The organism is Caulobacter sp. Root655, assembly GCF_001427665.1.
Classification (GTDB): domain Bacteria; phylum Pseudomonadota; class Alphaproteobacteria; order Caulobacterales; family Caulobacteraceae; genus Caulobacter.
The window spans coordinates 339,534-361,432 of sequence record NZ_LMHC01000001.1 but is presented as its reverse complement, the minus strand read 5'-3'; the positions used below and the strand labels follow the sequence as shown (position 1 = coordinate 361,432).

21 protein-coding genes are annotated in these 21,899 nt (G+C 68.9%); 15 read left to right on the top strand and 6 right to left on the bottom strand.

What is annotated here, in order from left to right; translation table 11 throughout:
- Positions 1 to 12 precede the first annotated feature (12 nt).
- Together hemW and rdgB are read right to left on the bottom strand one after the other, a co-directional pair.
- Positions 13 to 1,164 carry a radical SAM family heme chaperone HemW gene (gene hemW, locus ASD79_RS01640; RefSeq protein WP_056719312.1) on the bottom strand — a complete coding sequence of 384 codons (1,152 nt, stop codon included), beginning with the start codon at positions 1,162 to 1,164 and terminating at the stop codon, positions 13 to 15.
- Between the two features lie 141 nt (positions 1,165 to 1,305).
- Positions 1,306 to 1,908 carry an RdgB/HAM1 family non-canonical purine NTP pyrophosphatase gene (gene rdgB, locus ASD79_RS01635; RefSeq protein ID WP_056719311.1) on the bottom strand — a complete coding sequence of 201 codons (603 nt, stop codon included), beginning with the start codon at positions 1,906 to 1,908 and terminating at the stop codon, positions 1,306 to 1,308.
- A gap of 26 nt (positions 1,909 to 1,934) precedes the next feature.
- Between rdgB and ASD79_RS01630 the strand changes: the two genes are divergently transcribed.
- The 3 genes from ASD79_RS01630 to ASD79_RS01620 all read left to right on the top strand — a co-directional run bounded on the left by ASD79_RS01630 (position 1,935) and on the right by ASD79_RS01620 (position 3,650).
- Positions 1,935 to 2,537: a glutathione S-transferase N-terminal domain-containing protein gene (locus ASD79_RS01630; RefSeq protein ID WP_056719310.1), complete on the top strand. Its 603-nt coding sequence runs from the start codon at positions 1,935 to 1,937 to the stop codon at positions 2,535 to 2,537.
- A gap of 324 nt (positions 2,538 to 2,861) precedes the next feature.
- Positions 2,862 to 3,398 carry a DUF2975 domain-containing protein gene (locus ASD79_RS01625; protein ID WP_056719309.1) on the top strand — a complete coding sequence of 179 codons (537 nt, stop codon included), beginning with the start codon at positions 2,862 to 2,864 and terminating at the stop codon, positions 3,396 to 3,398.
- An 18-nt stretch (positions 3,399 to 3,416) separates the two neighbouring features.
- Complete coding sequence (locus ASD79_RS01620) at positions 3,417 to 3,650, top strand: helix-turn-helix transcriptional regulator (RefSeq protein WP_056719308.1); 234 nt, start codon at positions 3,417 to 3,419, stop codon at positions 3,648 to 3,650.
- A gap of 53 nt (positions 3,651 to 3,703) precedes the next feature.
- Here ASD79_RS01620 and ASD79_RS01615 read toward each other — a convergent pair whose 3' ends face one another.
- Together ASD79_RS01615 and rph are read right to left on the bottom strand one after the other, a co-directional pair.
- A complete protein-coding gene (locus ASD79_RS01615; protein WP_056719307.1) occupies positions 3,704 to 4,324 on the bottom strand; it encodes a hypothetical protein in 621 nt (206 codons plus the stop codon).
- A 93-nt stretch (positions 4,325 to 4,417) separates the two neighbouring features.
- Positions 4,418 to 5,146, bottom strand: a complete 729-nt coding sequence (gene rph, locus ASD79_RS01610; RefSeq protein WP_056719306.1) for a ribonuclease PH — start codon at positions 5,144 to 5,146, stop codon at positions 4,418 to 4,420.
- Between the two features lie 112 nt (positions 5,147 to 5,258).
- Between rph and hrcA the strand changes: the two genes are divergently transcribed.
- The 3 genes from hrcA to ASD79_RS01595 all read left to right on the top strand — a co-directional run bounded on the left by hrcA (position 5,259) and on the right by ASD79_RS01595 (position 7,420).
- Positions 5,259 to 6,335 carry a heat-inducible transcriptional repressor HrcA gene (gene hrcA / locus ASD79_RS01605; RefSeq protein WP_056719305.1) on the top strand — a complete coding sequence of 359 codons (1,077 nt, stop codon included), beginning with the start codon at positions 5,259 to 5,261 and terminating at the stop codon, positions 6,333 to 6,335.
- A gap of 11 nt (positions 6,336 to 6,346) precedes the next feature.
- On the top strand, positions 6,347 to 6,964 hold the full coding sequence (grpE, locus tag ASD79_RS01600; protein ID WP_007668925.1) for a nucleotide exchange factor GrpE: 618 nt from the start codon (positions 6,347 to 6,349) through the stop codon (positions 6,962 to 6,964).
- Positions 6,965 to 7,048: 84 nt separating this feature from the next.
- The gene (locus ASD79_RS01595; protein ID WP_056719304.1) at positions 7,049 to 7,420 is read left to right on the top strand and encodes a hypothetical protein; all 372 of its coding nucleotides are present in this window, start codon (positions 7,049 to 7,051) and stop codon (positions 7,418 to 7,420) included.
- Here ASD79_RS01595 and ASD79_RS01590 read toward each other — a convergent pair.
- The gene (locus tag ASD79_RS01590; protein ID WP_056719303.1) at positions 7,417 to 7,887 is read right to left on the bottom strand and encodes a low molecular weight protein-tyrosine-phosphatase; all 471 of its coding nucleotides are present in this window, start codon (positions 7,885 to 7,887) and stop codon (positions 7,417 to 7,419) included. The genes ASD79_RS01595 and ASD79_RS01590 overlap by 4 nt on opposite strands.
- Positions 7,888 to 7,982: 95 nt before the next feature.
- Here ASD79_RS01590 and msrA point away from each other — a divergent pair, with 95 nt between their 5' ends.
- From msrA to ASD79_RS01550, 9 genes are all read left to right on the top strand, one after another.
- Positions 7,983 to 8,507, top strand: coding sequence for a peptide-methionine (S)-S-oxide reductase MsrA (gene msrA / locus ASD79_RS01585; RefSeq protein WP_056719302.1), 525 nt, complete (start codon positions 7,983 to 7,985; stop codon positions 8,505 to 8,507).
- Positions 8,508 to 8,668: 161 nt separating this feature from the next.
- Complete coding sequence (gene dnaN, locus ASD79_RS01580; protein WP_007668938.1) at positions 8,669 to 9,787, top strand: DNA polymerase III subunit beta; 1,119 nt, start codon at positions 8,669 to 8,671, stop codon at positions 9,785 to 9,787.
- Between the two features lie 101 nt (positions 9,788 to 9,888).
- Positions 9,889 to 10,044 (top strand): hypothetical protein, encoded by a 156-nt coding sequence (locus ASD79_RS24505; protein ID WP_200952263.1) that lies wholly within the window; start codon positions 9,889 to 9,891, stop codon positions 10,042 to 10,044.
- A gap of 55 nt (positions 10,045 to 10,099) precedes the next feature.
- Entirely contained in the window at positions 10,100 to 11,278 is a 1,179-nt protein-coding gene (recF, locus tag ASD79_RS01575; protein ID WP_056719301.1) for a DNA replication/repair protein RecF, read from the top strand.
- A 68-nt stretch (positions 11,279 to 11,346) separates the two neighbouring features.
- Positions 11,347 to 13,770, top strand: a complete 2,424-nt coding sequence (gene gyrB, locus ASD79_RS01570; RefSeq protein WP_056719852.1) for a DNA topoisomerase (ATP-hydrolyzing) subunit B — start codon at positions 11,347 to 11,349, stop codon at positions 13,768 to 13,770.
- Positions 13,771 to 14,952: 1,182 nt separating this feature from the next.
- Complete coding sequence (locus ASD79_RS01565) at positions 14,953 to 16,281, top strand: TROVE domain-containing protein (RefSeq protein ID WP_056719300.1); 1,329 nt, start codon at positions 14,953 to 14,955, stop codon at positions 16,279 to 16,281.
- Between the two features lie 58 nt (positions 16,282 to 16,339).
- Complete coding sequence (locus ASD79_RS01560; RefSeq protein WP_235524294.1) at positions 16,340 to 16,540, top strand: hypothetical protein; 201 nt, start codon at positions 16,340 to 16,342, stop codon at positions 16,538 to 16,540.
- Positions 16,541 to 16,576: 36 nt separating this feature from the next.
- Positions 16,577 to 17,968 (top strand): 3' terminal RNA ribose 2'-O-methyltransferase Hen1, encoded by a 1,392-nt coding sequence (locus tag ASD79_RS01555; RefSeq protein WP_056719298.1) that lies wholly within the window; start codon positions 16,577 to 16,579, stop codon positions 17,966 to 17,968.
- Complete coding sequence (locus ASD79_RS01550) at positions 17,965 to 20,541, top strand: polynucleotide kinase-phosphatase (RefSeq protein WP_056719297.1); 2,577 nt, start codon at positions 17,965 to 17,967, stop codon at positions 20,539 to 20,541. Before ASD79_RS01555 ends, ASD79_RS01550 begins: the two co-directional genes overlap by 4 nt.
- A 122-nt stretch (positions 20,542 to 20,663) precedes the next feature.
- Here the strand turns inward: ASD79_RS01550 and ASD79_RS01545 are convergent, their stop codons facing one another.
- Entirely contained in the window at positions 20,664 to 21,680 is a 1,017-nt protein-coding gene (locus tag ASD79_RS01545) for a hypothetical protein (RefSeq protein ID WP_056719296.1), read from the bottom strand.
- Positions 21,681 to 21,899 lie beyond the last annotated feature (219 nt).

Genomic DNA, 21,899 nt, shown 5'->3' with positions numbered 1-21,899 from the left:
TTCGCAGGGATATCAGGTCGCGAGCGTTCCTGTCAGCCGGTCCAGCACAAGACGGCCCGATCGGGTGGCGCGCAAGCGTTGGGGATCGTCGGCCAGCAGGCCGTCCTCGACCAGGGATTTCACCTTGGGCGTGTCTGGCGACAGGCCCAAGGGGGCGATCTCGGCGAAGGTCACGCCGTCGTCGATGCGCAGGCCCAGCAGCAGGCGCTCCTGCGCCGCCTCCAGCGGGGTGAGGTCCTCGCGCTCGAAGCCGACGCCGGTCCGCGCCACCGCGCGGATGTAGTCGGTGATCGCGCGATGGGCCGTGGTCGCCAGCTTGGCGCCGCCTAGACTCAGGCGACCATGCGCCCCGGGGCCGACCCCGACATAGTCGTGGCCGCGCCAGTAGACGAGGTTGTGGCGCGAGCGGGCCGCCGCGCCCCGGGCGTGGTTGGACACCTCGTAGGCGTCGAAGCCGGCGGCCTCCAGCACCTCTTGCGTGGTCTCGAACAGGGCGGCGGCCAGGTCCTCGTCGGGCACGACCAGCTTGCCCCGGCCGACCGCGCGGTCGAAGGCGGTGCCGGCCTCGATGGTCAGCTGGTAGGGCGAGACGTGCTCGGGCCCGTAGGCCAGCAGCGCGCCGAGCTCCGCCGTCCAGGCCGCGACGGTCTGGCCGGGCCGGGCGTAGATCAGGTCGGCCGACAGGCGCGGAAAGGCCTTGGCCGCCACGGCGATCGCCCGGCGGGCCGAGCCGGCGTCGTGGTTGCGGCCCAGCAGGGCCAAGGCCGCGTCATCCAGCGCCTGGACGCCCAGGGACAATCGCGCCACCCCCGCCGCCGCCAGGGCTTCGAAGCGGTCGGTCTCGGCGTCGGTCGGGTTGGCCTCGAGGCTGATCTCCAGGTCGGCGGCCGGGGTCCACAGCGCCTTGGCCGCCTCGATCACCCGCGCCACCTGGGCGGGGTCCATCAGCGACGGCGTGCCGCCGCCGAAGAAGATCGACAACAGGGTTCGCGGGCCGGTCAAGGCGCGCTGGGCCGCGAGGTCGGCGACGATGGCGTCGGCCAGGGCCGACTGCTCGTCGGTCCGCCCCCGGTCGCGGACGACATTGAAGTCGCAATAGGGACAGATCCTGGCGCAGTAGGGCCAGTGGACGTAGACGCCGAGGGGGGGAGGCTGGGTGTTCACGTCCCGACCCCATCACGGTTGTCATCCCGGAAGCCTCGCAGAGGCTGTCCAGGACCCAGGTGACTGGGCCGATGCGGTGCAGCCGCCCCTGGGTCCCGGACAAGCGCTGCGCGCTTTCCGGGATGACAACGATAGGGTGCTCTAATCAAACAGCGCCGCCTTCAGCTTCGCGAAGGCGATGGCCCGGTGGCTCATGCCGTCCTTGGCCGCCGGCTCCATCTCGCCGAACGTCTGGTCGAAGCCGGCGGGGACGAAGATCGGGTCATAGCCGAAGCCCCGGTCGCCGCGCGGCGGGAAGGTCAGGGTTCCGTGCGCCTCGCCCTGCACGACCACCGCCGGACCGTTCGGCCAGGCCACGGCCAGGGCGCAGGTGAACCAGGCGGCGCGGTCCTCCGAACCCGTCTCCTCGAGGCGCTCGGCCACCTTGTCCATGGCCATGGCGAAATCCTTGGTCGGCCCGGCCCAGCGCGCCGAATAGATGCCCGGCGCGCCGTCCAGAGCGGCGACCGACAGGCCGGAGTCGTCGGCCAGGGCGACGTGGCCCGACAGGTCGGCGGCGTGGCGGGCCTTCAGCAGGGCGTTGCCGGCGAAAGTCATCTCGGTCTCGTCCGGTTCGGGGATGTTCAGGGCCCCGGCGGTCAGCACCTCGAAGCGTCCGTCGAGCAGGGCATGCAATTCCTTGGCCTTGCCGGGGTTGTGCGTCGCCGCGACGAGCTTAAGTCCTGCTTCCAGCTTCAGCGTCATCGCGCGTCTCCTCTCGGACAATCCACATGCAGCTCCTCTATTCCGCCATGTCGCCCTTCGCCCGCAAGGTTCGCGTGGTCGCTTTCGAGCTGGGGCTGGCCGAACGGCTGGAGCTGGTTCCCGCCACCCCCTACACCGACGAGAGCCTGCGGGCGATCAATCCGCTGTCGAAGATCCCGGTCCTGATCCCGGATGAAGGCTCACCGATCTTCGACTCGCCGGTGATCTGCGAATATCTGGAGCATCTGGCCGGCGTCAGCCTGACCCCCGCTTCGGGACCCGAGCGCTGGGCGGCCCTGACCCAGCAGGCCCTGGCCGACGGCATGGGCGACGCGGCCCTGGCCATCGTCCGCGAACGCCTGCGCGACGGCGAAGGCAAGGGCCCTGGGCGCCAGGACCTGTTCGACCGCCAGGCCGCCGCCCTGAACGCCGCGCTCGACAAGCTGGAAGCCGAGGGCTTGCCCGCCGACCGCTTCCAGATCGGCGAGATCGCGGTGGCCGCCCAGCTGGCCTATCTCGACGGCCGCGTGGTGCTGGCGTGGCGCGAAGGCCGTCCGAACCTGGCCGCCTGGTACGAAACCGCCAGCCGCCGGACGTCGATGGTGGCGACGGCGCCACAGCTGGCGTGAACCTGTTCGATGAGCGCGATCATTACAGAGGTTTAATATCGTTTATCGATAAGCGACATTGGCGCTGACGAAATCGCTCCCTATCTTGGCTGCATGGGAGCCAAGCCATATCGGCGCGGTCCCGCACCCCGATCGAAGGCCCGTCATGTCCGCCGCCAGACTGTTCCGCATCGCCGACGCCGTCGCCACCCGTTTCGCGACCCTGACGCTGATCGCCGGTCTGCCGCTCGCGGCCGTGACCTTCGCCATCAAGACGTTCTAACCCACTTTGACCCGCCCCGATCCGCTGGGGCATGGTCGGCGTTCTGCGTAGGGGGAGAGCGGATGCGCGCGTTGGGGCCTGGCTCGGTATCGAGCTTTCTGAAGATCATTCTCGACGTGATCTATGTCGGTCTGTGGGTCTGGGTCAGCCTGCTGGCGGTGTTCACCATCGCCGTGCTGCTGCTCAGCTTCAATCCCGAGCTGATCACCGACAAGCTGCATATCGGCGGCTCGGCCGACGAACTGATCTCCAAGGGTCCGCTGTTCGCCGGGGCCCTGGCGGCCTGGGCGCTGCTGTCGGGTGGCTGGATGGTGATCGTCGAGCGCCTGCGCAAGATCTTCGCCACCCTGACGGCCGGCGACCCCTTCCATCCCGACAATGTGCTGCGCCTGCGCGTGGTGGGCCTGATGCTCGCCGCCCTGGAGATCGGCCACTACATCTTTTCGGCCCTGGCCCATTGGCTGGCGCCGGACGAGGCCAAGGACATCGGCGGGGGCTTCAGCCTCAGCGCCTGGTTCCCGGTGCTGGTGGTCTTCGTTCTGGCCGAGGTCTTCCGCGAGGGCGCCCGCCTTCGCCGGGAAGCTGAACTGACAATCTGACGCGGAGACGAGAGACCCATGGCCATCCGCGTGCAACTGGACCGCGTCCTGCTGGAGCGACGCATGTCGCTCACCGAGCTGTCCGACCGGGTGGGAGTGACCATCGCCAACCTGTCGATCCTCAAGACCGGCAAGGCCCGCGCGGTGCGGTTCTCGACGCTGGACGCGCTGTGCCGCGAGCTGGAATGCCAGCCGGGGGATCTGATGACGTTCGAGCCGGGGCCGGGGGATGGCGGGTCCGAGGAGGACTGAGCGCTTAATCTCTCCCTGTTACGGGGAAATTAGAATGATTTACTACGTTGTTTTTACTGCGGAATCGCCTTGATTTTCTCGACTAGGACGTTGCAGATTGGCTTTCGTTCAATCTTGATTTCCATTGCGGTAAACCCGTCAGGGTCGGGAACTTCCTGACAACTGAAGGTGAGAAGGCCCCACGCGGCGTAGAGGTCCAACGTGTGTAGGTAGGGCACCCAAAGATCACCATCGACCGACCCAAACTCGTCCGAACTCAGGACCTGGATTGCAAGCTCCTTCGCATACCAGACTGATGTACCTGCGGCCTTCACCGCCGCCGCCGCCATGGCGTCGTTATCAGCCGAAAATGCCAGAAAATTCAGAAGCTGCTCTCGGCCGGCGTTTGTCGACCAGTGGCTGAAGTGCTCGATCAGCTCTCGTTGAAAGACCTCAAGCTCCGCCTTCGTCAGCTTTTTGCTCTGGCTGGTTTTAGAATCGTACTCGTCGTGGTGATCAAGGCAGAGGAAGGCGAGATTCTGCCGGTTGCTGTTGCTCGGATCGTGGTCGAGATGCGCGATCTGGCCTTTCTTGATATCCAGATCGCGGTGCAGTCCGAAGCAAGCGCAACAGCGCCGACGGCATTCAACCAGAACCTCAGCTTCGGTTGAAGTCGGCGTCCTTTTCCTGCCCAAACGTATTCCCGTTCGATGCCCTGTTACGAGGGACGCCGCCAAGTCCGAGTGAAATACACCACTCTCTCCCGCATGGGGAGAGGGGCTATAACCCTACCGCGGCTTCGCGGCCGAAACCGCTTCCCGCTGCTTCACGAACAGCTCGCCGATCCCCTTCTCCGCCAGGGCGAACAGCTGCTCGAACTCCCCGCGCGAGAAGCCCCGCTTCTCGCCGGTGGCCTGGATCTCGACGATGTCGCCGACGCCGGTCAGCACGAAGTTGCTGTCGGCCTCGGCCTGGCTGTCTTCCTCGTAGTCGAGGTCGAGCACCGGGGTGTCCTTGAACACGCCGCACGACACGGCGGCCACCTGGCCGACGATCGGGTCGGTCTTCAGCACGCCCTCCGCGATCAGGTAGTTGACCGCCAGGCGCAGGGCGACCCAGGCGCCGGTGATGGCGGCGGTCCGGGTGCCGCCGTCGGCCTGGATGACGTCGCAGTCGAGGCTGATCTGGCGCTCGCCCAGGGCCTTGAGGTCGACGACGGCGCGCAGGGAGCGGCCGATCAGCCGCTGGATTTCCTGGGTGCGACCGCTCTGCTTGCCTTGCGCGGCTTCACGGCGCCCGCGCGTATGCGTAGCCCGGGGAAGCATGCCGTATTCGGCGGTGACCCAGCCGGCGCCCTTGTTGCGCATCCAGCCGGGGACGTTCTCCTCGACCGTGGCGGTGACCAGCACCTTGGTGTGGCCGAAGCTGATCAGGCACGAGCCTTCGGCATAGCGGTTGACGCCCGTTTCCAGGATGACGGCGCGAAGGACGTCGGGGGCGCGTTCGGACGGACGCATGGGAAACTCCGGGGCTTTGCGTGATAGGATGGCGCCGCTTATCCTAGTTAAGACGGGCTCGTCCAATCCCGTCGAACCCTGGAGGGCCCGGCCGGGCGCGTTCGAAGGCTTCATGACACAGCTTTTTTCGGGGTTTTCCGCTCAGACGCCCAGTCTCACCGACCTGGACGCCCGGGCGCGCGACATCTTCCGGCGCGTGGTCGAGTCCTATCTGGAAACCGGCGAGCCCGTGGGGTCGCGGACCATCTCGCGCGGCGGGGTGCAGCTGTCGCCGGCCTCGATCCGCAACACCATGCAGGACTTGGCCCAGTTGGGCCTGCTCGACGCCCCGCACAGCAGCGCCGGCCGCATCCCCACCCATGCCGGCCTGAGGATGTTCGTCGACGGCCTGCTGGAGGTGGGCGACATCGGCGAGGAGGAGCGGCGGACCATCGAGTCGCGCCTGTTCGCCCACGGCCGCTCGTTCGAGGACGCCATGGGCGAGGCCAGCGCCATCCTGTCGGGCCTGGCCGGCGGGGCGGGCATCGTCGTCACCCCGGCCCGCGAGGGCGGGGTCAAGCACGTGGAGTTCGTGGCCCTGGGCGCCGACCAGGCCCTGGCGATCATGGTGTTCGACGACGGCACGGTCGAGAACCGGCTGATGAAGCGCGCGGCCGGGGTCACCCCCGCCTCGCTGCAGGAGGCCTCCAACTTCCTCAACGCCCGCCTGCGTGGCCGCACCCTGAACGAGGCCAAGGCCGAGATGGCCGCCGAACTGGCCACCGCCCGGCGTGAACTGGACGCCACCGCGGCGCGTTTGGTCGAGGACGGCCTGGCGGCCTGGAGCGGCGGCGACGACCCCGACCGCGCCCTGATCGTCCGGGGCCGGGCCAACCTGCTGGCCGACGCCAGCGCCCGGGAGGATCTGGAGCGCGTGCGGCGGCTGTTCGACGACCTGGAGCAGAAGGGACAGCTGATCGGCCTGCTGGACGACGTGCGAACCGCCGAGGGCGTGCGCATTTTCATCGGGGCCGAAACGCGACTCTTTTCGCTTTCGGGTTCCTCCCTGATCGCGGCGCCCTATATGACGGGCCGACAGAAGGTGTTGGGCGCGATCGGCGTGATCGGGCCCACCCGCTTAAACTACGCCCGGGTGATCCCGCTGGTGGACTATACCGCCCGCGTGCTCGGCCGGATGATGGACGGATGAGGACTGACGAAATGACCGACGACGAAACGCCGGCCGAAGACGTGGCCCTGGAGGCCGATGACGCGGCGCAGGAAATCGAGGCGCTGAAGCTGGAAGTGGTCGCCCTGAAGGATCAGGCGCTGCGCTACGCGGCCGAGGCCGAGAACACCAAGCGCCGAGCCGAGCGCGAGTCGAACGACGCCCGCGCCTACGCGATCCAGAAGTTCGCCCGCGACCTGCTGGCCGCGGCCGACAACCTGTCGCGCGCCACGGCCATGAGCCCGCGCGACTCGCAGGACGCGGCGGTGACCAACTACATCATCGGCGTCGAGATGACCGAGAAGGCGCTGCAAGACGCCTTCGAGCGCAATGGCCTGAAGAAGATCGACCCGACCAAGGGCGAGAAGTTCGATCCCCACCTGCATCAGGCGGTGATGGAACAGGCCTCGGACGAGGTCGCGGCCGGCGGCGTCATCCAGGTCCTGCAGGCCGGCTACGAGCTGATGGGCCGCCTGGTCCGTCCGGCCATGGTGGCGGTGGCCGCCAAGGGCTCCAAGGGTCCCGAAGCCCCGGCCGAACCGACCGCCGCCGCCAACCCCTACGCCTCGACCGGCAACGGCGCCGGCGGGGCCTTCGACACCAAGGCCTGATCGTCCGGGCTCCGAGGCGGTCGCCGCCTCGGAGCCTGTGATGGCGCGGCGCTAACTGACGGTCGGTCCAACGAAGGGAAGTCGATGCCTCGCCCACGCCTTGCACAAGCCGCCCCGATCGCCCTCGTCACCGCCCTGGCGCTCGCCGGCGCCGGCCACGCTCAGACCCTGATGTCGGCCGTGCCCAAGACCCCGGCGTTCTCGCAGGTCAAGCCGGGCACCTTCGTGCTCGATCTCTCCGCGTCCAGCGCTCTCCGCTACGCCCAGCGCGCGCCGACGCCGCTACCGCGCGGGATCGCCCGAACCGCGATGGAGCGTCAGGCGGACGGTGTCACCGGCGCGGCCGGCCTGCTGTGCGGCATCCAGCCCAGCGCCGACACCAGTGGCGCGGCGATGGCGCGCGGCTACGACCCGGACGGCAAGTTCGTCGGGGCCAAGCTGGCCTTGCGGTTTTAGGTTTCTCCCTCGATCAAATCCGCCAGCCCCCTCGCCCCCGCCACCGCGTCGGCCCAGGTCGCGTCGAACCCGGTGTCGTCGCCGAAATAGGGATCGGTCACCGCCTCGCCGCGCCGCCCCTCGACCACGTCGAGCAGCAGCAGGAGTTCGGCCGTCCCGTCGCGCGGACGCAGCGCCTTCAACGCCGCGAGGTTGTCGCGGTCGAGGGCGACGATGTGGGTGAAGCGCCGGAAATCCTCGGGGCGAACCTGGCGGGCGCGATAGTGGCCGATGTCGACGCCGTTGCGACGCGCCACCGCCTGGGCGCGCCGGTCCGGCGGACCGCCGACGTGCCAGTCGCCGGTGCCCGCCGAGTCGATCTCGACATCGAGGCTCCGGTGTTCGGCTTCCAGCCGAAAGGCGGCCTCGGCCAGGGGCGAACGACAAATATTGCCCAGGCAGACGAACAAGACGGCGGGTCGCGTCACGGGAAGCCTTTCGATCCGGGGCGGCCGCGCTTGCGCGCGACGCCGAGACGTCCAACATGTGGCCTCGACCGACGCTCTTGAACAGGACCCTTGCCATGGCCGCCACCACCGAAACCGCGATCCTGGCCGGGGGCTGCTTCTGGGGCGTCCAGGACCTGCTGCGGCGCTATCCCGGCGTGATCTCGACGCGGGTCGGCTATTCGGGCGGCGACGTGCCCAACGCCACCTACCGCAACCACGGGACCCACGCCGAGGCGATCGAGATCGTCTTCGACCCGGCGACCATCAGCTATCGACGACTGCTGGAGTTCTTCTTCCAGATCCACGATCCGACCACGCTGAACCGCCAGGGCAACGACCTGGGCCTCAGCTACCGCTCGGCGATCTACTATACGAGCGACGAACAGAAGGCCGTGGCCCTGGAGACCATCGCCGACGTCGACGCCTCGAACCTGTGGCCCGGCAAGGTGGTCACCGAGGTGGAGCCGGCCGGCGACTTCTGGGAGGCCGAACCGGAGCACCAGGACTATCTGGAGCGCATCCCCAACGGCTACACCTGCCACTTCATCCGGCCCGACTGGAAGCTGCCGACCCGGGCCGATCGCGCCGCGGCCGGCTGAGGCGCGCGAGGGCGCCACGACCGTCGCGCGCATTTCGCCGCGCCCAGTCTCGCGCCCCCTCTTCCCCCCCGGCGCGATTACGCTAATGTCGCAAGTCCATTCATTGCGGGGCCGCGCGGGGGATTCTCTAATCGCCGCGACCCTGGGACCTGGACCGAGACATGAAGCTTACCATCGAGCGGGCGGCGCTGCTGAAAGCGCTGGGTCACGTGCAGAGCGTCGTCGAACGCCGCAACACCATCCCGATCCTGTCGAACATCCTGCTATCGGCCGAGCGCGACACCCTGTCGTTCTCGGCCACCGACCTGGACATGGAGATCATCGACGAGGGCCTGGCCCAGATCGACCAGCCTGGCCAGATCACCGCCCCGGCCCACACCCTCTATGAAATCGTCCGCAAACTGCCCGACGGTTCGGACGTCTCGCTGTCGTTCAGCGGCGACGACCCCCGCCTGGTGATCCAGGCCGGCCGCTCGCGCTTCAACCTGCCGGTGCTGCCGGCCGGCGACTTCCCGGTGATGAGCAGCGACGGCCTGTCGGGCCGCATCTCGGTCGACACCAACGAGCTGATCCGGCTGATCGACAAGACCCGCTTCGCGATCTCGACCGAAGAGACCCGCTACTATCTGAACGGCCTGTACCTCCACACCGTCAACGACGGCGGCGAGGTCAAGCTGCGCGCCGTGGCCACCGACGGCCACCGCCTGGCCCTGGCCGAGATGACCGCCCCCGAGGGCGCCGCCGGCCTGCCCGGCATCATCGTGCCCCGCAAGACCATCCAGGAGGCCCGCCGCCTGATGGAATCGGCCGGCGAACAGGTCGACCTGCAGGTCAGCGCCCAGAAGGTGCGCTTCGAATTCGGCCGCGCGGCCCTGACCTCCAAGGTCATCGACGGGGCCTTCCCCGACTATCTGCGGGTCATCCCGCGCGACAACGCCAAGATCCTGACGCTGGACAACGACCTGTTCGCCAAGGCCGTCGACCGGGTGGCCACCATCTCGGCCGAGAAGAGCCGCTCGGTGAAGCTAGCGGTCGAGCCGGGCCGAATCACCCTGACGGTGCGCAACATGGAAGCCGGCCAGGCGGTGGAAGAGGTCGAGGTCGATTACGACGGCGAGCCCTTCGAGATCGGCTTCAACGCCCGCTACCTGCTGGACGTCTGCGGCCAGATCGGCGGCCCGATCGCCGAATTCCGCTTCGCCGACCCGGCCTCGCCGACCCTGGTGGTCGACCCGACCGACCCCGGTGTGAAGTACGTGCTGATGCCGCTGCGGGTGTAGGGTCGAGCATCAAGGCCTAAGGCCCAGATTCGGCCTTCGTCCCAACCCCAGTTGGCCACGATGCGGGCCTAGCTCAGCAGGCTCCTCCAAAGGAGTCCGCCATGCGCGTGGCCTGGGAACGAATCACCGCCGTCCTGTTCAGTGGAGCCGCCTGGCTGCTGATCCTGCTGGGGGCGCCGCACATGCTGCACGCCTTGCGCGGTCCGCCGCGCCTGATGGCCCACGCCACCGCCGGCCGACGTCGCGAGCAGGGCTGACCCCCTTCGCGGCCGGCGGATTTAGACGCCGGCCGCGAATAGGCTAGAAGGCGCTGTGAGCCACGCCGCCCTTCTGTCCCTGACCCTGACCGACTTCCGCTCCTACGAGCGCGCGACCCTGCGTCCCGACGGCCGCAGCGTCTACCTGTTCGGGGCCAACGGGGCCGGCAAGACCAACCTGCTGGAGGCCATCAGCCTGCTGTCGCCGGGCAAGGGCCTGCGCGGCGCCAGCCTGACCGAGGTCGGCCGCCGGCTGCCTGGCGAGGCGGTCGGCCGCGCCTGGGCGGTGGCCGCCGAGGTCGAGGCCGCCGAGACCGGGCTGGGCGACGACCAGCCCGTCCGCCTGGGCGCCGGCGTCGAGACGGCCGGCGCCACCCGCCGCCTGGTGCGGATCGAGGGCGAGACCGTGCCGCCCGGACGCCTGCCAGACCACATCCGCCCGATCTGGCTGACCCCCACCCAGGACCGCTTGTTCCTCGAGGCCGCCTCCGAGCGGCGCCGGTTCTTCGACCGCCTGGTGTTCGCCGGCGAACCCGCCCACGCCAGCCACGCCAACGCCTATGACAAGGCCCAGCGCGAGCGGATGCGGCTGCTGACCGACGCCGCCGAGCTCGGCGCGCCGGCCGACGCCGTCTGGCTGACCGCCCTGGAGGCCCGCCTGGCCCAGGCCGGCGCCCTGATGGCCCAGGCCCGGGCCCGCACCCTGCTGGCCCTGCAGACCGAGATCGACGGGCGGGGCGACCGGCCCTTCCCCCGGGCCCACCTGTCGTTGACCGGCGAATGGGAGAAGATGGCGCTGGAGGGCGTGGAAACCGCCGAAATCGAGCCGCGCCTGGCCGCCGCCCTGGCCGCCGCGCGGCTGCGCGACGGGGCCGCTGGGCGGGCCCTGACCGGCCCACATCGCGGCGATCTGGCCATCATCCACGCCGACAAGGACCGTCCGGCCGCGGAATGTTCGACCGGCGAGCAGAAAGCGCTGATTCTGAACCTGGTTTTGGCCCAGGCGGCGCGACTTTCACGTGCGAAAGACGCGCCGAATCCTATATTGTTGCTCGACGAAGTCGCCGCGCATCTCGACCTGAAAAGGCGGGCCGCCCTGGCCGACGAACTCACGGCGCTCGGGCTCCAGGCCTTTCTCACAGGCACGGACGAGTCGCTGTTCGACCACCTGAAGGGTCGGGCTCTCGGCGTTCGCGTCAGCGAACTCGGCCTGACCGCATTGGAAGACGTATGACCGAAGAGACCAAAGGCCCCGCCGACGACAACTCCGGCGACCGTCTGACCACCGCCGACGGCTCGGAGATGGCGGCCCCCGAAGTGATGAGCGGCGAGTACAGCGCCGATTCCATCAAGGTGCTCAAGGGCCTGGACGCGGTGCGCAAGCGCCCCGGCATGTACATCGGCGACACCGATGACGGCTCGGGCCTGCACCACATGGTCTATGAGGTGGTCGACAACGCCATCGACGAGGCCCTGGCCGGTCACGCCACCAAGGTCGAGGTGATCCTCAACGCCGACGGCTCGGTGACGGTCACCGATGACGGCCGCGGCATCCCGGTCGGCATCCACGAGGGCGAAGGCGTCTCGGCGGCCGAGGTCATCATGACCCAGCTGCACGCCGGCGGTAAGTTCGACCAGAACAGCTACAAGGTCTCCGGCGGCCTGCACGGGGTCGGCGTTTCGGTGGTCAACGCGCTGAGCGACTGGCTGGAACTGAAGATCCACCGCGACGGCAAGGCCCACCAGATGCGGTTCGAGCGCGGCGACGCGGTCAGCTCGCTGAAGGAAACCGGCGATTCGCCGATCCGGGCCGAGGGCACGCCCAAGGCCGGTGAATATCTGACCGGCACCGAGGTGACCTTCTTCCCTAGCCTGGAAACCTTCGCCTTCATCGAGTTCGACCGCAAGACGCTGGAGCACCGCCTGCGCGAGCTGGCGTTCCTGAACTCGGGCGTGACGATCTATTTCCGCGACCTGCGCGACGCCGAGCCGTGGGAAGAAAAGCTGCATTACGAGGGCGGCATCGAGGCCTTCGTGCGCCACCTCGACAAGGCCAAGACCCCGCTGCTGAAAATGCCGATCGTCATCCGCGGCCGCAAGGACAAGGTCGAGGTCGACCTGGCCCTGTGGTGGAACGACAGCTACCACGAGCACATGCTGTGCTTCACAAACAACATCCCGCAGCGGGATGGCGGCACCCACCTTTCGGCCTTCCGCGGGGCCCTGACCCGGATCATCACCAACTACGCCGAGAGCTCGGGCATCACCAAGAAGGAGAAGGTCAGCGTCGGCGGCGAGGACGCCCGCGAAGGCCTGACCTGCGTGCTGTCGGTCAAGGTGCCGGACCCCAAGTTCAGCTCGCAGACCAAGGACAAGCTGGTCTCGTCGGAAGTCCGCCCGGCCGTCGAGGGCCTGGTGCAGGAAGGCCTGGCCACCTGGTTCGAGGAGCACCCCAACGAGGCCAAGGCCATCGTCGGCAAGATCGCCGAGGCCGCCGCCGCGCGCGAGGCCGCCCGCAAGGCCCGCGAACTGACCCGCCGCAAGAGCGCGCTCGACATCACTTCGTTGCCGGGCAAGCTCGCGGATTGCTCCGAGCGCGACCCGGCCAAGTCCGAAATCTTCATCGTCGAGGGCGACTCGGCCGGCGGCTCGGCCAAACAGGCCCGCAACCGCGAGAACCAGGCCGTCCTGCCGCTGCGCGGCAAGATCCTCAATGTCGAGCGGGCCCGGTTCGACAAGATGCTGTCGTCCGACCAGATCGGCACCCTGATCACCGCCCTGGGGGCCGGCATCGGCCGCGACGACTTCAACCCGGACAAGGTGCGCTACCACAAGATCGTGCTGATGACCGACGCCGACGTCGACGGCGCCCACATCCGCACCCTGCTGCTGACCTTCTTCTACCGGCAGATGCCGGAGCTGATCGAGCGCGGCTACATCTACATCGCCCAGCCGCCGCTCTACAAAGCCGCCAAGGGCAAGTCGTCGCGCTACCTGAAGGACGACTTCGAGATGGACGCCTTCCTGGTCGACGAGGGCGTCGAGGGCGCCGAACTCGACCTGTCGTCGGGCGAGCGCCGCACCAGCCAGGACCTGCTGGCCCTGGTCCAGCTGTGCCGCCAGGCCAAGGGCAATATCGACCGCCTGTCGCAGCGCGCGCCGGCCTTCGCCATCGAACAGGCGGCCCTGGCCGGCCTGTTCGGCGACAAGCCCGACATCGCCGCCGCCGCCAAGCGCCTTGATCTGTACGCGGAAGAAGGCGACGGCGCGTGGACCGGCGAGCGGGGCGACACCGCCTATGTGTTCAAGCGGGTCCGTCGCGGCGTCACCGAAAGCGTCGTCCTGGACGACGGCCTGCTGCACGCCGCCGACGCCCGCCGCCTGGCCGAACGGGCCGGGGCCCTGGCCGAGGTGTTCGCCGGCGCGGCGATCTTCCGCCGCAAGGACAAGTCGACCACCGTGCGCGGTCCGCTCGACCTGCTGGGCGCGGTGCTGGACGCCGGCCGCAAGGGCCTGTCGATCCAGCGCTACAAGGGCCTGGGCGAAATGAACCCCGACCAGCTGTGGGAAACCACCCTGGACGTCGAGGCCCGCACCCTGCTGCAGGTGCGCGTCAACCACGCCGACGACGCCGACGACATGTTCAGCCGCCTGATGGGCGACCTGGTCGAGCCGCGCCGCGAGTTCATCCAGGAGAACGCGCTGGACGCCGAGGTGGACGTTTAAGACCACTCTCTCGTTGTGGTCCGTGTCACGATAGATGAGAATTGATCCACGATAGATGAGACTGCGTGTCACGCATTTGAAAACTGGACCGCAGGCTGGGTCATGCCGCGGGACTTTGAGCGCAGCCACATGGTCGGTAATTGGCGGTACGCCGAGTTTCACGAAAGGGCCAGCACAGCTGGCCCTTTCGTCTTCCCATCTCTGGACGGCTGGCATGCGAGATTGAAGCTGGCTTTGTGAGCCGCTAGGCCAAGTCGAAAATTCAAAATCCGACAGCCGCAGCTGGCGCGTAGTGGGCACCAGGTGACTTGTTGCATTCTGCAACGTGGCGACGTATTGGAGCTCGACGGCGGTGGCGCAGGAAGCGGTTTCTTCGTGTCGCGGGTTCGAATCTCGCCGATGGGCGCAAGCCTGTCGTAGCTCAGTGGGTAGAGCAGCAGTCCGCTTCCGACTTATTCCCCGCCGTCGCCTATCTCCCAATTTCTTGTTGCACAGCGCAACGACCGTCGTTATACGACCGCTCCCGGCGTTTCGACGTCGGGACCGATGGTGGTGCAGGAAGCGGTTTCATCGCTCATAACGAGGTGGTCGGAGGTTCGAATCCTCCCGTGCGACGCAAGTCGCATGTAGCTCAGTCTGGTAGAGCACCGTCCGCTTCCGATTTTCCCCATCGGGTTTCCAAAGTCCGCCAGTGGCGCAGCATTTCGGGTTCTTCGGGTGACGGTATGCGGGCGAAAGCCAGGCCCCGTTGTCTCCGCGAGGAGACAGTCCGGAATGCGATTTTCCCTGGCGGGTCGTCGGCGGCGGCGACAGGTATCGGGTCCTTCGTCACCAGAGCAAAGGGCGGCCGGAGCGCAAGCTCAACTGGGTCTGGACGCTGACACGTCCGGCGGAAGCGCCCTCCCGATCCGCTCATTCCCCGCCGACAACTTTTTCCGTCCAGCTTGTTGCATGATGCAACAAGCTGGACTATAGAACCCCGGTCTTCGACAGGTGGCGCTGATGACGCCCGCTGGACGAAGATCCGATTTGGTGAAGACGAGAACCTGACTTCGATGATGAAGCCATACCGTCCAGAGGGTTTGAAACCCTAAACCCCGACGCCGCCTGGCGATCGGGGTTCTGGACGTCTCGTCCCGCTCCGATCGGCCCCGCAACACGACGTCAGGAAGGAGGCGCGCCATGCGCTTCAATATCTTCGCCAAGCGCCCCGACGTCACCTTCGAGGGCGCCCCGGCCATCAAGCTCACCGCGGAGCAGTCGCTGCGCCGGTCCGTGCTCTCGTGCCTCCTGTGGGAGGACGAGTTCTACGAGGACGGCCTGGCCATCGCCGACCGCATCGCGGCGCTGGCCGCCGAGGTCGCCCCCAACGTCGTCGCCGAACTGGCGATCGAGGCCCGCGAGCGCTTCAACCTGCGCCACGCGCCGCTGATGCTGCTCTGCGCCCTGGCGCGGACCGGCTCGGGCACGTCGCTGGTCTCGGAGACCATCGCGCGGGTCATCCGGCGGGCCGACGAGCTGAGCGAGTTCCTGAGCCTCTACTGGCGCCACGGCCGCAAGCCGTTGAGCAAGCAGATGAAGAAGGGCCTCGCGGCCGCCTTCGGCAAGTTCGACGCCTACCAGCTGGCCAAGTACGACCGCGACGGGCCGGTGAAGCTGCGCGACGTCCTGTTCCTGGTTCACGCCAAGCCCAGGGACGAGGCCCAGGCCGCCCTGTGGAAGCAGGTGGCCGAACGGTCCTTGCCGTCTCCGGACACCTGGGAGGTCGCCCTTTCGGGCGGGGCCGACAAGAAGACCAGCTTCGAGCGCCTGCTGGCCGAACGCAAGCTCGGCTACCTGGCCCTGCTCCGGAACCTGCGGAACATGGACCAGGCCGGCGTCGATGAGGCCCTGGTCAAAGACGCCATCCTGGCCCGGCGCGGCGCGGAACGGGTTCTGCCCTTCCGCTACGTGGCGGCCGCCCGGGCGGCGCCCCGGTTCGAGCTCTGGCTCGACCAGGCCCTGGCTGAGACCGTGCTGGAAGGTCCGGTGTTCGAGGGACGCACCCTCGTCCTGGTCGATGTCTCCGGTTCGATGGACTGGAAGCTGTCGGCCAAGTCGGACCTGACCCGGATGGACGCGGCCGCCACCCTGGCCTCGATCATCCCAGGCGACGTGCGGGTCTTCACCTTCTCCCAGGAGGTGGTGGAGGTTCCGCCCCGTCGGGGCATGGCCGGGGTCGATGCGGTGATCCGCTCGCAGGCGCACGGGGGCACGCTCCTGGGCGCGGCGATCAAGCGGGTCAACGGCGTGCCGCACGACCGGCTGATCGTCATCACCGACGAGCAGTCCGCCGACAAGGTCCCGGATCCGAAGGCGGCCAAGGCCTACATGGTCAATGTCGCCAGCGCCCGGAACGGTGTCGGCTACGCCGACGGTTCTGGGGGCCGCTGGACGCACATCGACGGCTTCTCCGAGGCGGTCCTGGGCTTTATGCGTGAGCACGAACGGCTCATGAGCGAGGCCCGATAGGATGACCCCGGAGGTCCTTCGGCAGGCGGCGATCACCCTCTTCGGAGAACGGGGCTGGATGTCCCGGCTCTCCGAGGCCCTGGGTGTGGACCGGTCATCGGTGTCTCGCTGGTTCGCGGGATTGCCGGTGCCCGGTCCGGTCGCCGCCGCCGTCGAGGCCTGGCTGGTGATCTACAGACTGACCGGTCGTCGGCCGGGCGAGTTCGACGAACTTGGCCCGGCCCCCGATCCCTTCAACGATCCCTCCGGCGACGCCTGACACCCCGCCCCCGCGTTCTCCTCGCGAAAGCTTTCCATGTACCTGTCCATCGCGACCACCCACCAGCCGGCTAGCGACCTGGGCTTCCTGCTGCACAAGCACCCCGGCCGCGCCCATGAGACCGAGCTGCCGTTCGGCAAGGCGCACGTGTTCTATCCTGAAGTGTCCGAGGCGCGCTGCGAGGCGGCGCTGGTGCTGGATATCGACCCCGTGGCGCTGGTGCGCGGCAAGGGCCGCGCCGACGGCCTGCTGGACCAGTACGTCAACGATCGCCCCTATGCCGCGTCGTCCTTCCTGTCGGTCGCCATGGCCCGGGCCCTGCGCACCGCCATGGCCGGAACCTCGCGCGAGCGGCCGGAGCTGGCCGAGCAGGCGATCCCGCTGGAAGTCGTCGTCACACCGCTGCCGGCTCGGGGCGGCGGCGCCGTGCTCGTCCGGGCGCTGTTCGAGCCCCTGGGCTGGACCGTCGACATCGATCCCGTCCCTGGCGTCGACTCCGACACTTCTCGTTATGTCACGCTTCGACTGGCCGGAACCGCGCGCCTGCGCGACCTGCTCAATCACCTCTATGTGCTGATCCCGGTGCTCGACGACGACAAGCACTACTGGGTCGGCGAGGACGAGATCACCAAGCTGATGAAGCGCGGCGAGGGCTGGCTGGAGGGGCATCCCTCGCGCGACCTGATCGTCCAGCGCTACCTGATCCACCGTCGGGCCCTGGCGCGCGACGCGCTGGAGCGCCTGGCGCCCGAGACCCGTGACGAAGCTGTGGAGCCCGCCGCCCGCAAGCCCGCGCCCGAGGATGCGCTGGAGGCGCCGCTGCGCCTGAACGACGAGCGGATGGTCGCCGTGGTCGACGCCCTGCGCGCCAGCGGGGCCAAGACGATCGCCGACCTGGGTTGCGGCGAGGGCAAGCTGCTGGCCAGGCTGCTGAAGGAGCGCTGGGTCGAGCGCCTGATCGGCGTCGACGCCGCCGCCCGCGATCTGGAATGGGCGGCCAAGCGGTTGAAGCTGCACATGGTCGGCGGGCCGCCCGAAGGTCGCGTCACCCTGCTGCACGGTTCGATCACCTATCGCGACCGCCGCTGGGAAGGCATCGACGCCGCCGCCCTGGTGGAGGTGATCGAGCACCTGGACCCGGACCGCCTGCCGGCCCTGGAAAAGGTGGTGTTCGGCGCGGCGCGCCCGGCCACGGTGGTCGTGACCACGCCCAACGTCGAATACAACGCGCTGTTCCCCAACCTCGCGGCCGGCGCGTTCCGCCATCCCGATCACCGCTTCGAGTGGACGCGCGAGCAGTTCCGCGCCTGGGCGGCGGCGATCGAGACGACCTGGGGCTACACCGCCGTGTTCGACGGCATCGGCAAGACGGACGAGGCGCTGGGCGCCCCGACCCAGATGGCGATCTTTACTCGAGACCAAGCATGACCACTCTTGAAATCCCCGACTTCGCCCTGGTCGTGCTGATCGGCGCCTCGGGCTCCGGCAAGTCGACCTTCGCCGCCAAGCATTTCGCGCCGACCGAGGTGATCTCGTCGGACCATTGCCGCGCCCTGGTGTCCGACGACGAGACGGATCAGTCGGTCAGCGCCGACGCCTTCGACCTGGTCAAGGCCATCGCCGAGAAGCGGTTGAAGCACCGCAAGCTGACGGTGATCGACGCCACCAATGTCCGCATGGCCGATCGCAAGGCCTGGGTCGAGCTGGCTCGCCGCTGGCACGCCCTGCCGATCGCCGTGGTCGTCGATCCGGGTATCGACGTCTGCGTCGAGCGCAACCGCGCGCGGCCCGACCGGCCGTTCGGGGCCAATGTCGTCCAGCGCATGGTCTCGGAGATCCGCAAGGGCCAGGGCGGCCTGCAGCGCGAGGGCTTCCGCCACGTGTGGAAGCTGACCAGCGCGGCGCAGATCGACGCCGCCACGGTCGAACGCAAGCCGCTGTGGACCGACAAGCGCGACGATCACGGGCCGTTCGACATCATCGGCGACGTGCATGGCTGCGCGGTCGAACTGGAAGAGCTGCTGACCGTCCTGGGCTACCAGGTGGCCTGGGGCGAGGTCCTGGGCGAACGGTCGGTGACGGTCACGCCGCCGGAGGGCCGCAAGGCGGTCTTCCTCGGCGACCTGGTCGATCGCGGGCCCAATTCGCCCGACGCCCTGCGGATCGCCATGAGCATGGTGGCGGCCGGCGCGGGCTACTGCGTGCAGGGCAATCACGAGCGCAAGCTGGGGCGCTGGCTGGAGGGCCGCAAGGTCACCATCGCCCATGGTCTGCAGCAGACCATCGACCAGCTTGAGGGTGTGGACCGCGGCTTCAAGGCGGCTCTGCCGGCCTTCCTCGATGACCTGCGCAGTCACCTGTGGCTGGACGGCGGCCGGCTGGCCGTCGCCCACGCCGGGCTGAAGGCCGAGATGATCGGCCGTGGCTCGGGCGCGGTGCGCGAGTTCGCCCTCTATGGCGAGACGACCGGCGAGATCGACGAGTTCGGTCTGCCCGTGCGCGCCGACTGGGCCGCGTCCTATCGCGGCGAGACGGCGGTGATCTACGGCCACACGCCCATGCCCGAAGCCCAGTGGGTCAACAACACGCTGTGTATCGACACCGGCTGCGTGTTCGGCGGCAAGCTGACGGCCCTGCGCTGGCCTGAAAAGACCCTAGTCGAGATCCCCGCCCGTCAGGTGTGGTGTGAGTCCGTGCGCCCCCTGGCTGCGGCCGACGGCGGTCGCTCCAACCAGGCCCTGGCCGACGACCTGCTCGACATGGAGGACGTCAGCGGCCGTCGCTGGATCGACACCGAATTCCGCGGTCGCGTGGTGGTGGCCGAGGAGAACGCTTCGGCCGCGATCGAGGTGATGAGCCGTTTTGCCCTGGCGCCCCAGTGGCTGGCCTACCTGCCGCCGACCATGTCGCCCAGCGAGACCAGCGGCCGGGAAGGCTGGCTGGAACGGCCTGAAGAGGCCTTGGCCCACTATCGCGAGCGCGGCGTCGCCAGCGTGGTCTGTCAGGAAAAGCACATGGGCTCGCGGGCGGTGATCGCCCTGTGCCGTGACCAGGCCGCCGCCCAGGCGCGGTTCGATGCGTCCGCGGGCGAGACCGGAGCCATCTGGACCCGCACCGGTCGCTCGTTCTTCAACGACCCCGCCACCACCGAAGGCCTGCTGGCCCGGCTGCGCGGCGCGGTCGACGCGGCGGGTCTGTGGGACGAGCTGTCCACCGACTGGCTGCTGCTGGACGCCGAGATCATGCCGTGGTCGGCCAAGGCCGGCGCGCTGATCGACGCCCAGTACGCGCCCGTCGCGGCCTCGGCCAAGGCCGGGCTCTCGGCGGCGTCGGACGCCCTGGCGCGGGCTGCGGCCCACGGCGCGCCGGTCGGCGACCTGCTGGCCCGCTTCCAGGATCGTGGGGCAAGGGCCGATCTCTACGCCCACGCCTGGGAGCCCTATGTCTGGCCGGTGTCGGGCGTCGACGACCTGAAGGTCGCGCCGTTCCACCTGCTGGCCAGCGAGGGCCGGGTGTGGTTCGACCGCGACCACCTCTGGCACATGGGCCTGGCCGATCGGCTGGGCGCGCCCGTGGGAGCCGTCGCCGACGCGGTCATCGCGCCGACCCGCTGGCGGGAAGTGGACCTCGCCGACGAAGCCGCGTGCGCCGACGCGACCCTGTGGTGGGAAACCCTCACGGCCGCCGGCGGCGAGGGCATGGTCGTCAAGCCGCGCGACTTCGTGGTGCGCGGCAAGAAGGGTCTTGTCCAGCCGGCCCTGAAGGTGCGCGGCCGTGAATATCTGCGGATCATCTACGGTCCGGAGTACGACGCGCCCGAGCACCTCGAACGCCTGCGCGAGCGCGGCCTGGCCGGCAAGCGCAACCTGGCCCTGCGCGAGTTCGCGCTCGGCCACGAAGGCCTCAAGCGCTTCGTCGCCCGCGAGCCGCTGCGCCGGGTGCACGAGTGCGTCTTCGCCGTCCTGGCGCTGGAGAGCGAGCCGATCGATCCCAGGCTTTAAATCCAAGCCGACCCGCCTGCCCAGGAGATAGTCGAGCCGGTCCGTGGGGACGACTTCCGCCGGAGGCATCTGATGCGGCTCGCCGCCTTCAGCGCCGCTGTCCGGGATGGCGACGGTTTGGGTCAATCATCCGTGAAGTAATCGGCGATCGCCGCGTCCAGGGGTTCCAGCGCGAAGGTCGGCGATCCTGCCCGTTCGAGCGCCCGGCGGATCTGCCAGGCGCTGCGGCCCACATGGATGCCCATGCCGCGCAGCTCGGCGACGATCGCCGCCCGGGTCGCCTCGTCCACCGCCTTGTTGTTCTCCAGCCGCGCCTGGTCGAGCCGCCAGCCGAAATAGCTGTCGGGCGTCACCTCGATCACCGCGCCCGGGGCGGGCAGCCACTCGTAGATCGCGGCCCGGTGGTCGAGGGCGTAGTCGACATAGTCGGCCAGGCAGTTGCGATAGCGTCGCGCGGCGTCGCGGATCGCCGCCGCCGTCTCCAGCGGCCGCAGGCGCTCCGTGCCCGGATGGGGCGGCTTGGGCAGCTGGTGGCGGAAGTCGTCGGCCACCAGGTGGAACAGCGCCTTGGCGCTGGCCGCCCGCCCCCAGGCGGCGATCCGCTGGGCCAGGACATCCTCGGGCAGCCTGCGGGCCAGCAGGGCGTGCGCCTCGGCCAGCAATCCGGCTTGGCCGGGGGTCACCCGCACCATGACGCCGCCGACGTCGCGCAGCGGTCGCGGCAGGGCGTCCAGGGTCTGGACCTGGGCCGAGGTGATCTGGACCGCGTGGCGCAGGGTCTTGGCCGGGGCCGGGTCGGCCAGCAGCGCCACCAGGCCGCGATAGTCCCGCGGCTCCCAGGCGATCTCGCCCAACCGTTCCAGGGCGCGGCACAGGCCGTCCGGGGCAGGATCGACGACCAGGCGCACGGCCTTGCGCAGCGGCGCCGCCAGCAGCTGGGTGACGTCGACAGGTTCCCGATGGTCCAGCTCCAGGGCCAGCATCAGGCAGATCAGGTGTCGTCGCGCCGTCGGAGCGGTGACGAAGGCGGTATGGGGCGCGGGCCACAGCGCGGCCAGGACGTCCGCATAGGCGGGCGCGATCAGGCGCAGCAGGGGCGAGGCGACCTCGGTCGCCCGGGCCAGGGACAGGGTGGACATCTTGGGCTCCCGGCGACGGCCGGGAACGGCCGCCTAGCGGTGTTGGACTCGAAGGGGCGGACACGGCTCGCTCGACGCGCGCCATCGCACCCGGATCGGGGGCTTGTGTGGCTGTGTGGCGTCGAAAGTCATGCGAGCGGTGGTCTCCGGGGAGCGTTGATGGGTGGGTGCTGATCCCACGATCCTCCGCCTGGAACAAGGTCGACAGCCACGAACCGG

What these genes read in the sequence shown, in the direction of transcription:
- rdgB (WP_056719311.1), bottom strand. Translation starts at nt 1,908, where the DNA reads ATGACGCTGAAGCTGGAAGCAGGACTTAAGCTCGTCGCGGCGACGCAC.
- ASD79_RS01630 (WP_056719310.1), top strand. Translation starts at nt 1,935, where the DNA reads ATGCAGCTCCTCTATTCCGCCATGTCGCCCTTCGCCCGCAAGGTTCGC.
- ASD79_RS01625 (WP_056719309.1), top strand. Translation starts at nt 2,862, where the DNA reads ATGCGCGCGTTGGGGCCTGGCTCGGTATCGAGCTTTCTGAAGATCATT.
- ASD79_RS01620 (WP_056719308.1), top strand. Translation starts at nt 3,417, where the DNA reads ATGGCCATCCGCGTGCAACTGGACCGCGTCCTGCTGGAGCGACGCATG.
- rph (WP_056719306.1), bottom strand. Translation starts at nt 5,146, where the DNA reads ATGCGTCCGTCCGAACGCGCCCCCGACGTCCTTCGCGCCGTCATCCTG.
- hrcA (WP_056719305.1), top strand. Translation starts at nt 5,259, where the DNA reads ATGACACAGCTTTTTTCGGGGTTTTCCGCTCAGACGCCCAGTCTCACC.
- grpE (WP_007668925.1), top strand. Translation starts at nt 6,347, where the DNA reads ATGACCGACGACGAAACGCCGGCCGAAGACGTGGCCCTGGAGGCCGAT.
- ASD79_RS01595 (WP_056719304.1), top strand. Translation starts at nt 7,049, where the DNA reads ATGCCTCGCCCACGCCTTGCACAAGCCGCCCCGATCGCCCTCGTCACC.
- msrA (WP_056719302.1), top strand. Translation starts at nt 7,983, where the DNA reads ATGGCCGCCACCACCGAAACCGCGATCCTGGCCGGGGGCTGCTTCTGG.
- dnaN (WP_007668938.1), top strand. Translation starts at nt 8,669, where the DNA reads ATGAAGCTTACCATCGAGCGGGCGGCGCTGCTGAAAGCGCTGGGTCAC.
- ASD79_RS24505 (WP_200952263.1), top strand. Translation starts at nt 9,889, where the DNA reads ATGCGCGTGGCCTGGGAACGAATCACCGCCGTCCTGTTCAGTGGAGCC.
- gyrB (WP_056719852.1), top strand. Translation starts at nt 11,347, where the DNA reads ATGGCGGCCCCCGAAGTGATGAGCGGCGAGTACAGCGCCGATTCCATC.
- ASD79_RS01565 (WP_056719300.1), top strand. Translation starts at nt 14,953, where the DNA reads ATGCGCTTCAATATCTTCGCCAAGCGCCCCGACGTCACCTTCGAGGGC.
- ASD79_RS01560 (WP_235524294.1), top strand. Translation starts at nt 16,340, where the DNA reads ATGTCCCGGCTCTCCGAGGCCCTGGGTGTGGACCGGTCATCGGTGTCT.
- ASD79_RS01555 (WP_056719298.1), top strand. Translation starts at nt 16,577, where the DNA reads ATGTACCTGTCCATCGCGACCACCCACCAGCCGGCTAGCGACCTGGGC.
- ASD79_RS01550 (WP_056719297.1), top strand. Translation starts at nt 17,965, where the DNA reads ATGACCACTCTTGAAATCCCCGACTTCGCCCTGGTCGTGCTGATCGGC.
- ASD79_RS01545 (WP_056719296.1), bottom strand. Translation starts at nt 21,680, where the DNA reads ATGTCCACCCTGTCCCTGGCCCGGGCGACCGAGGTCGCCTCGCCCCTG.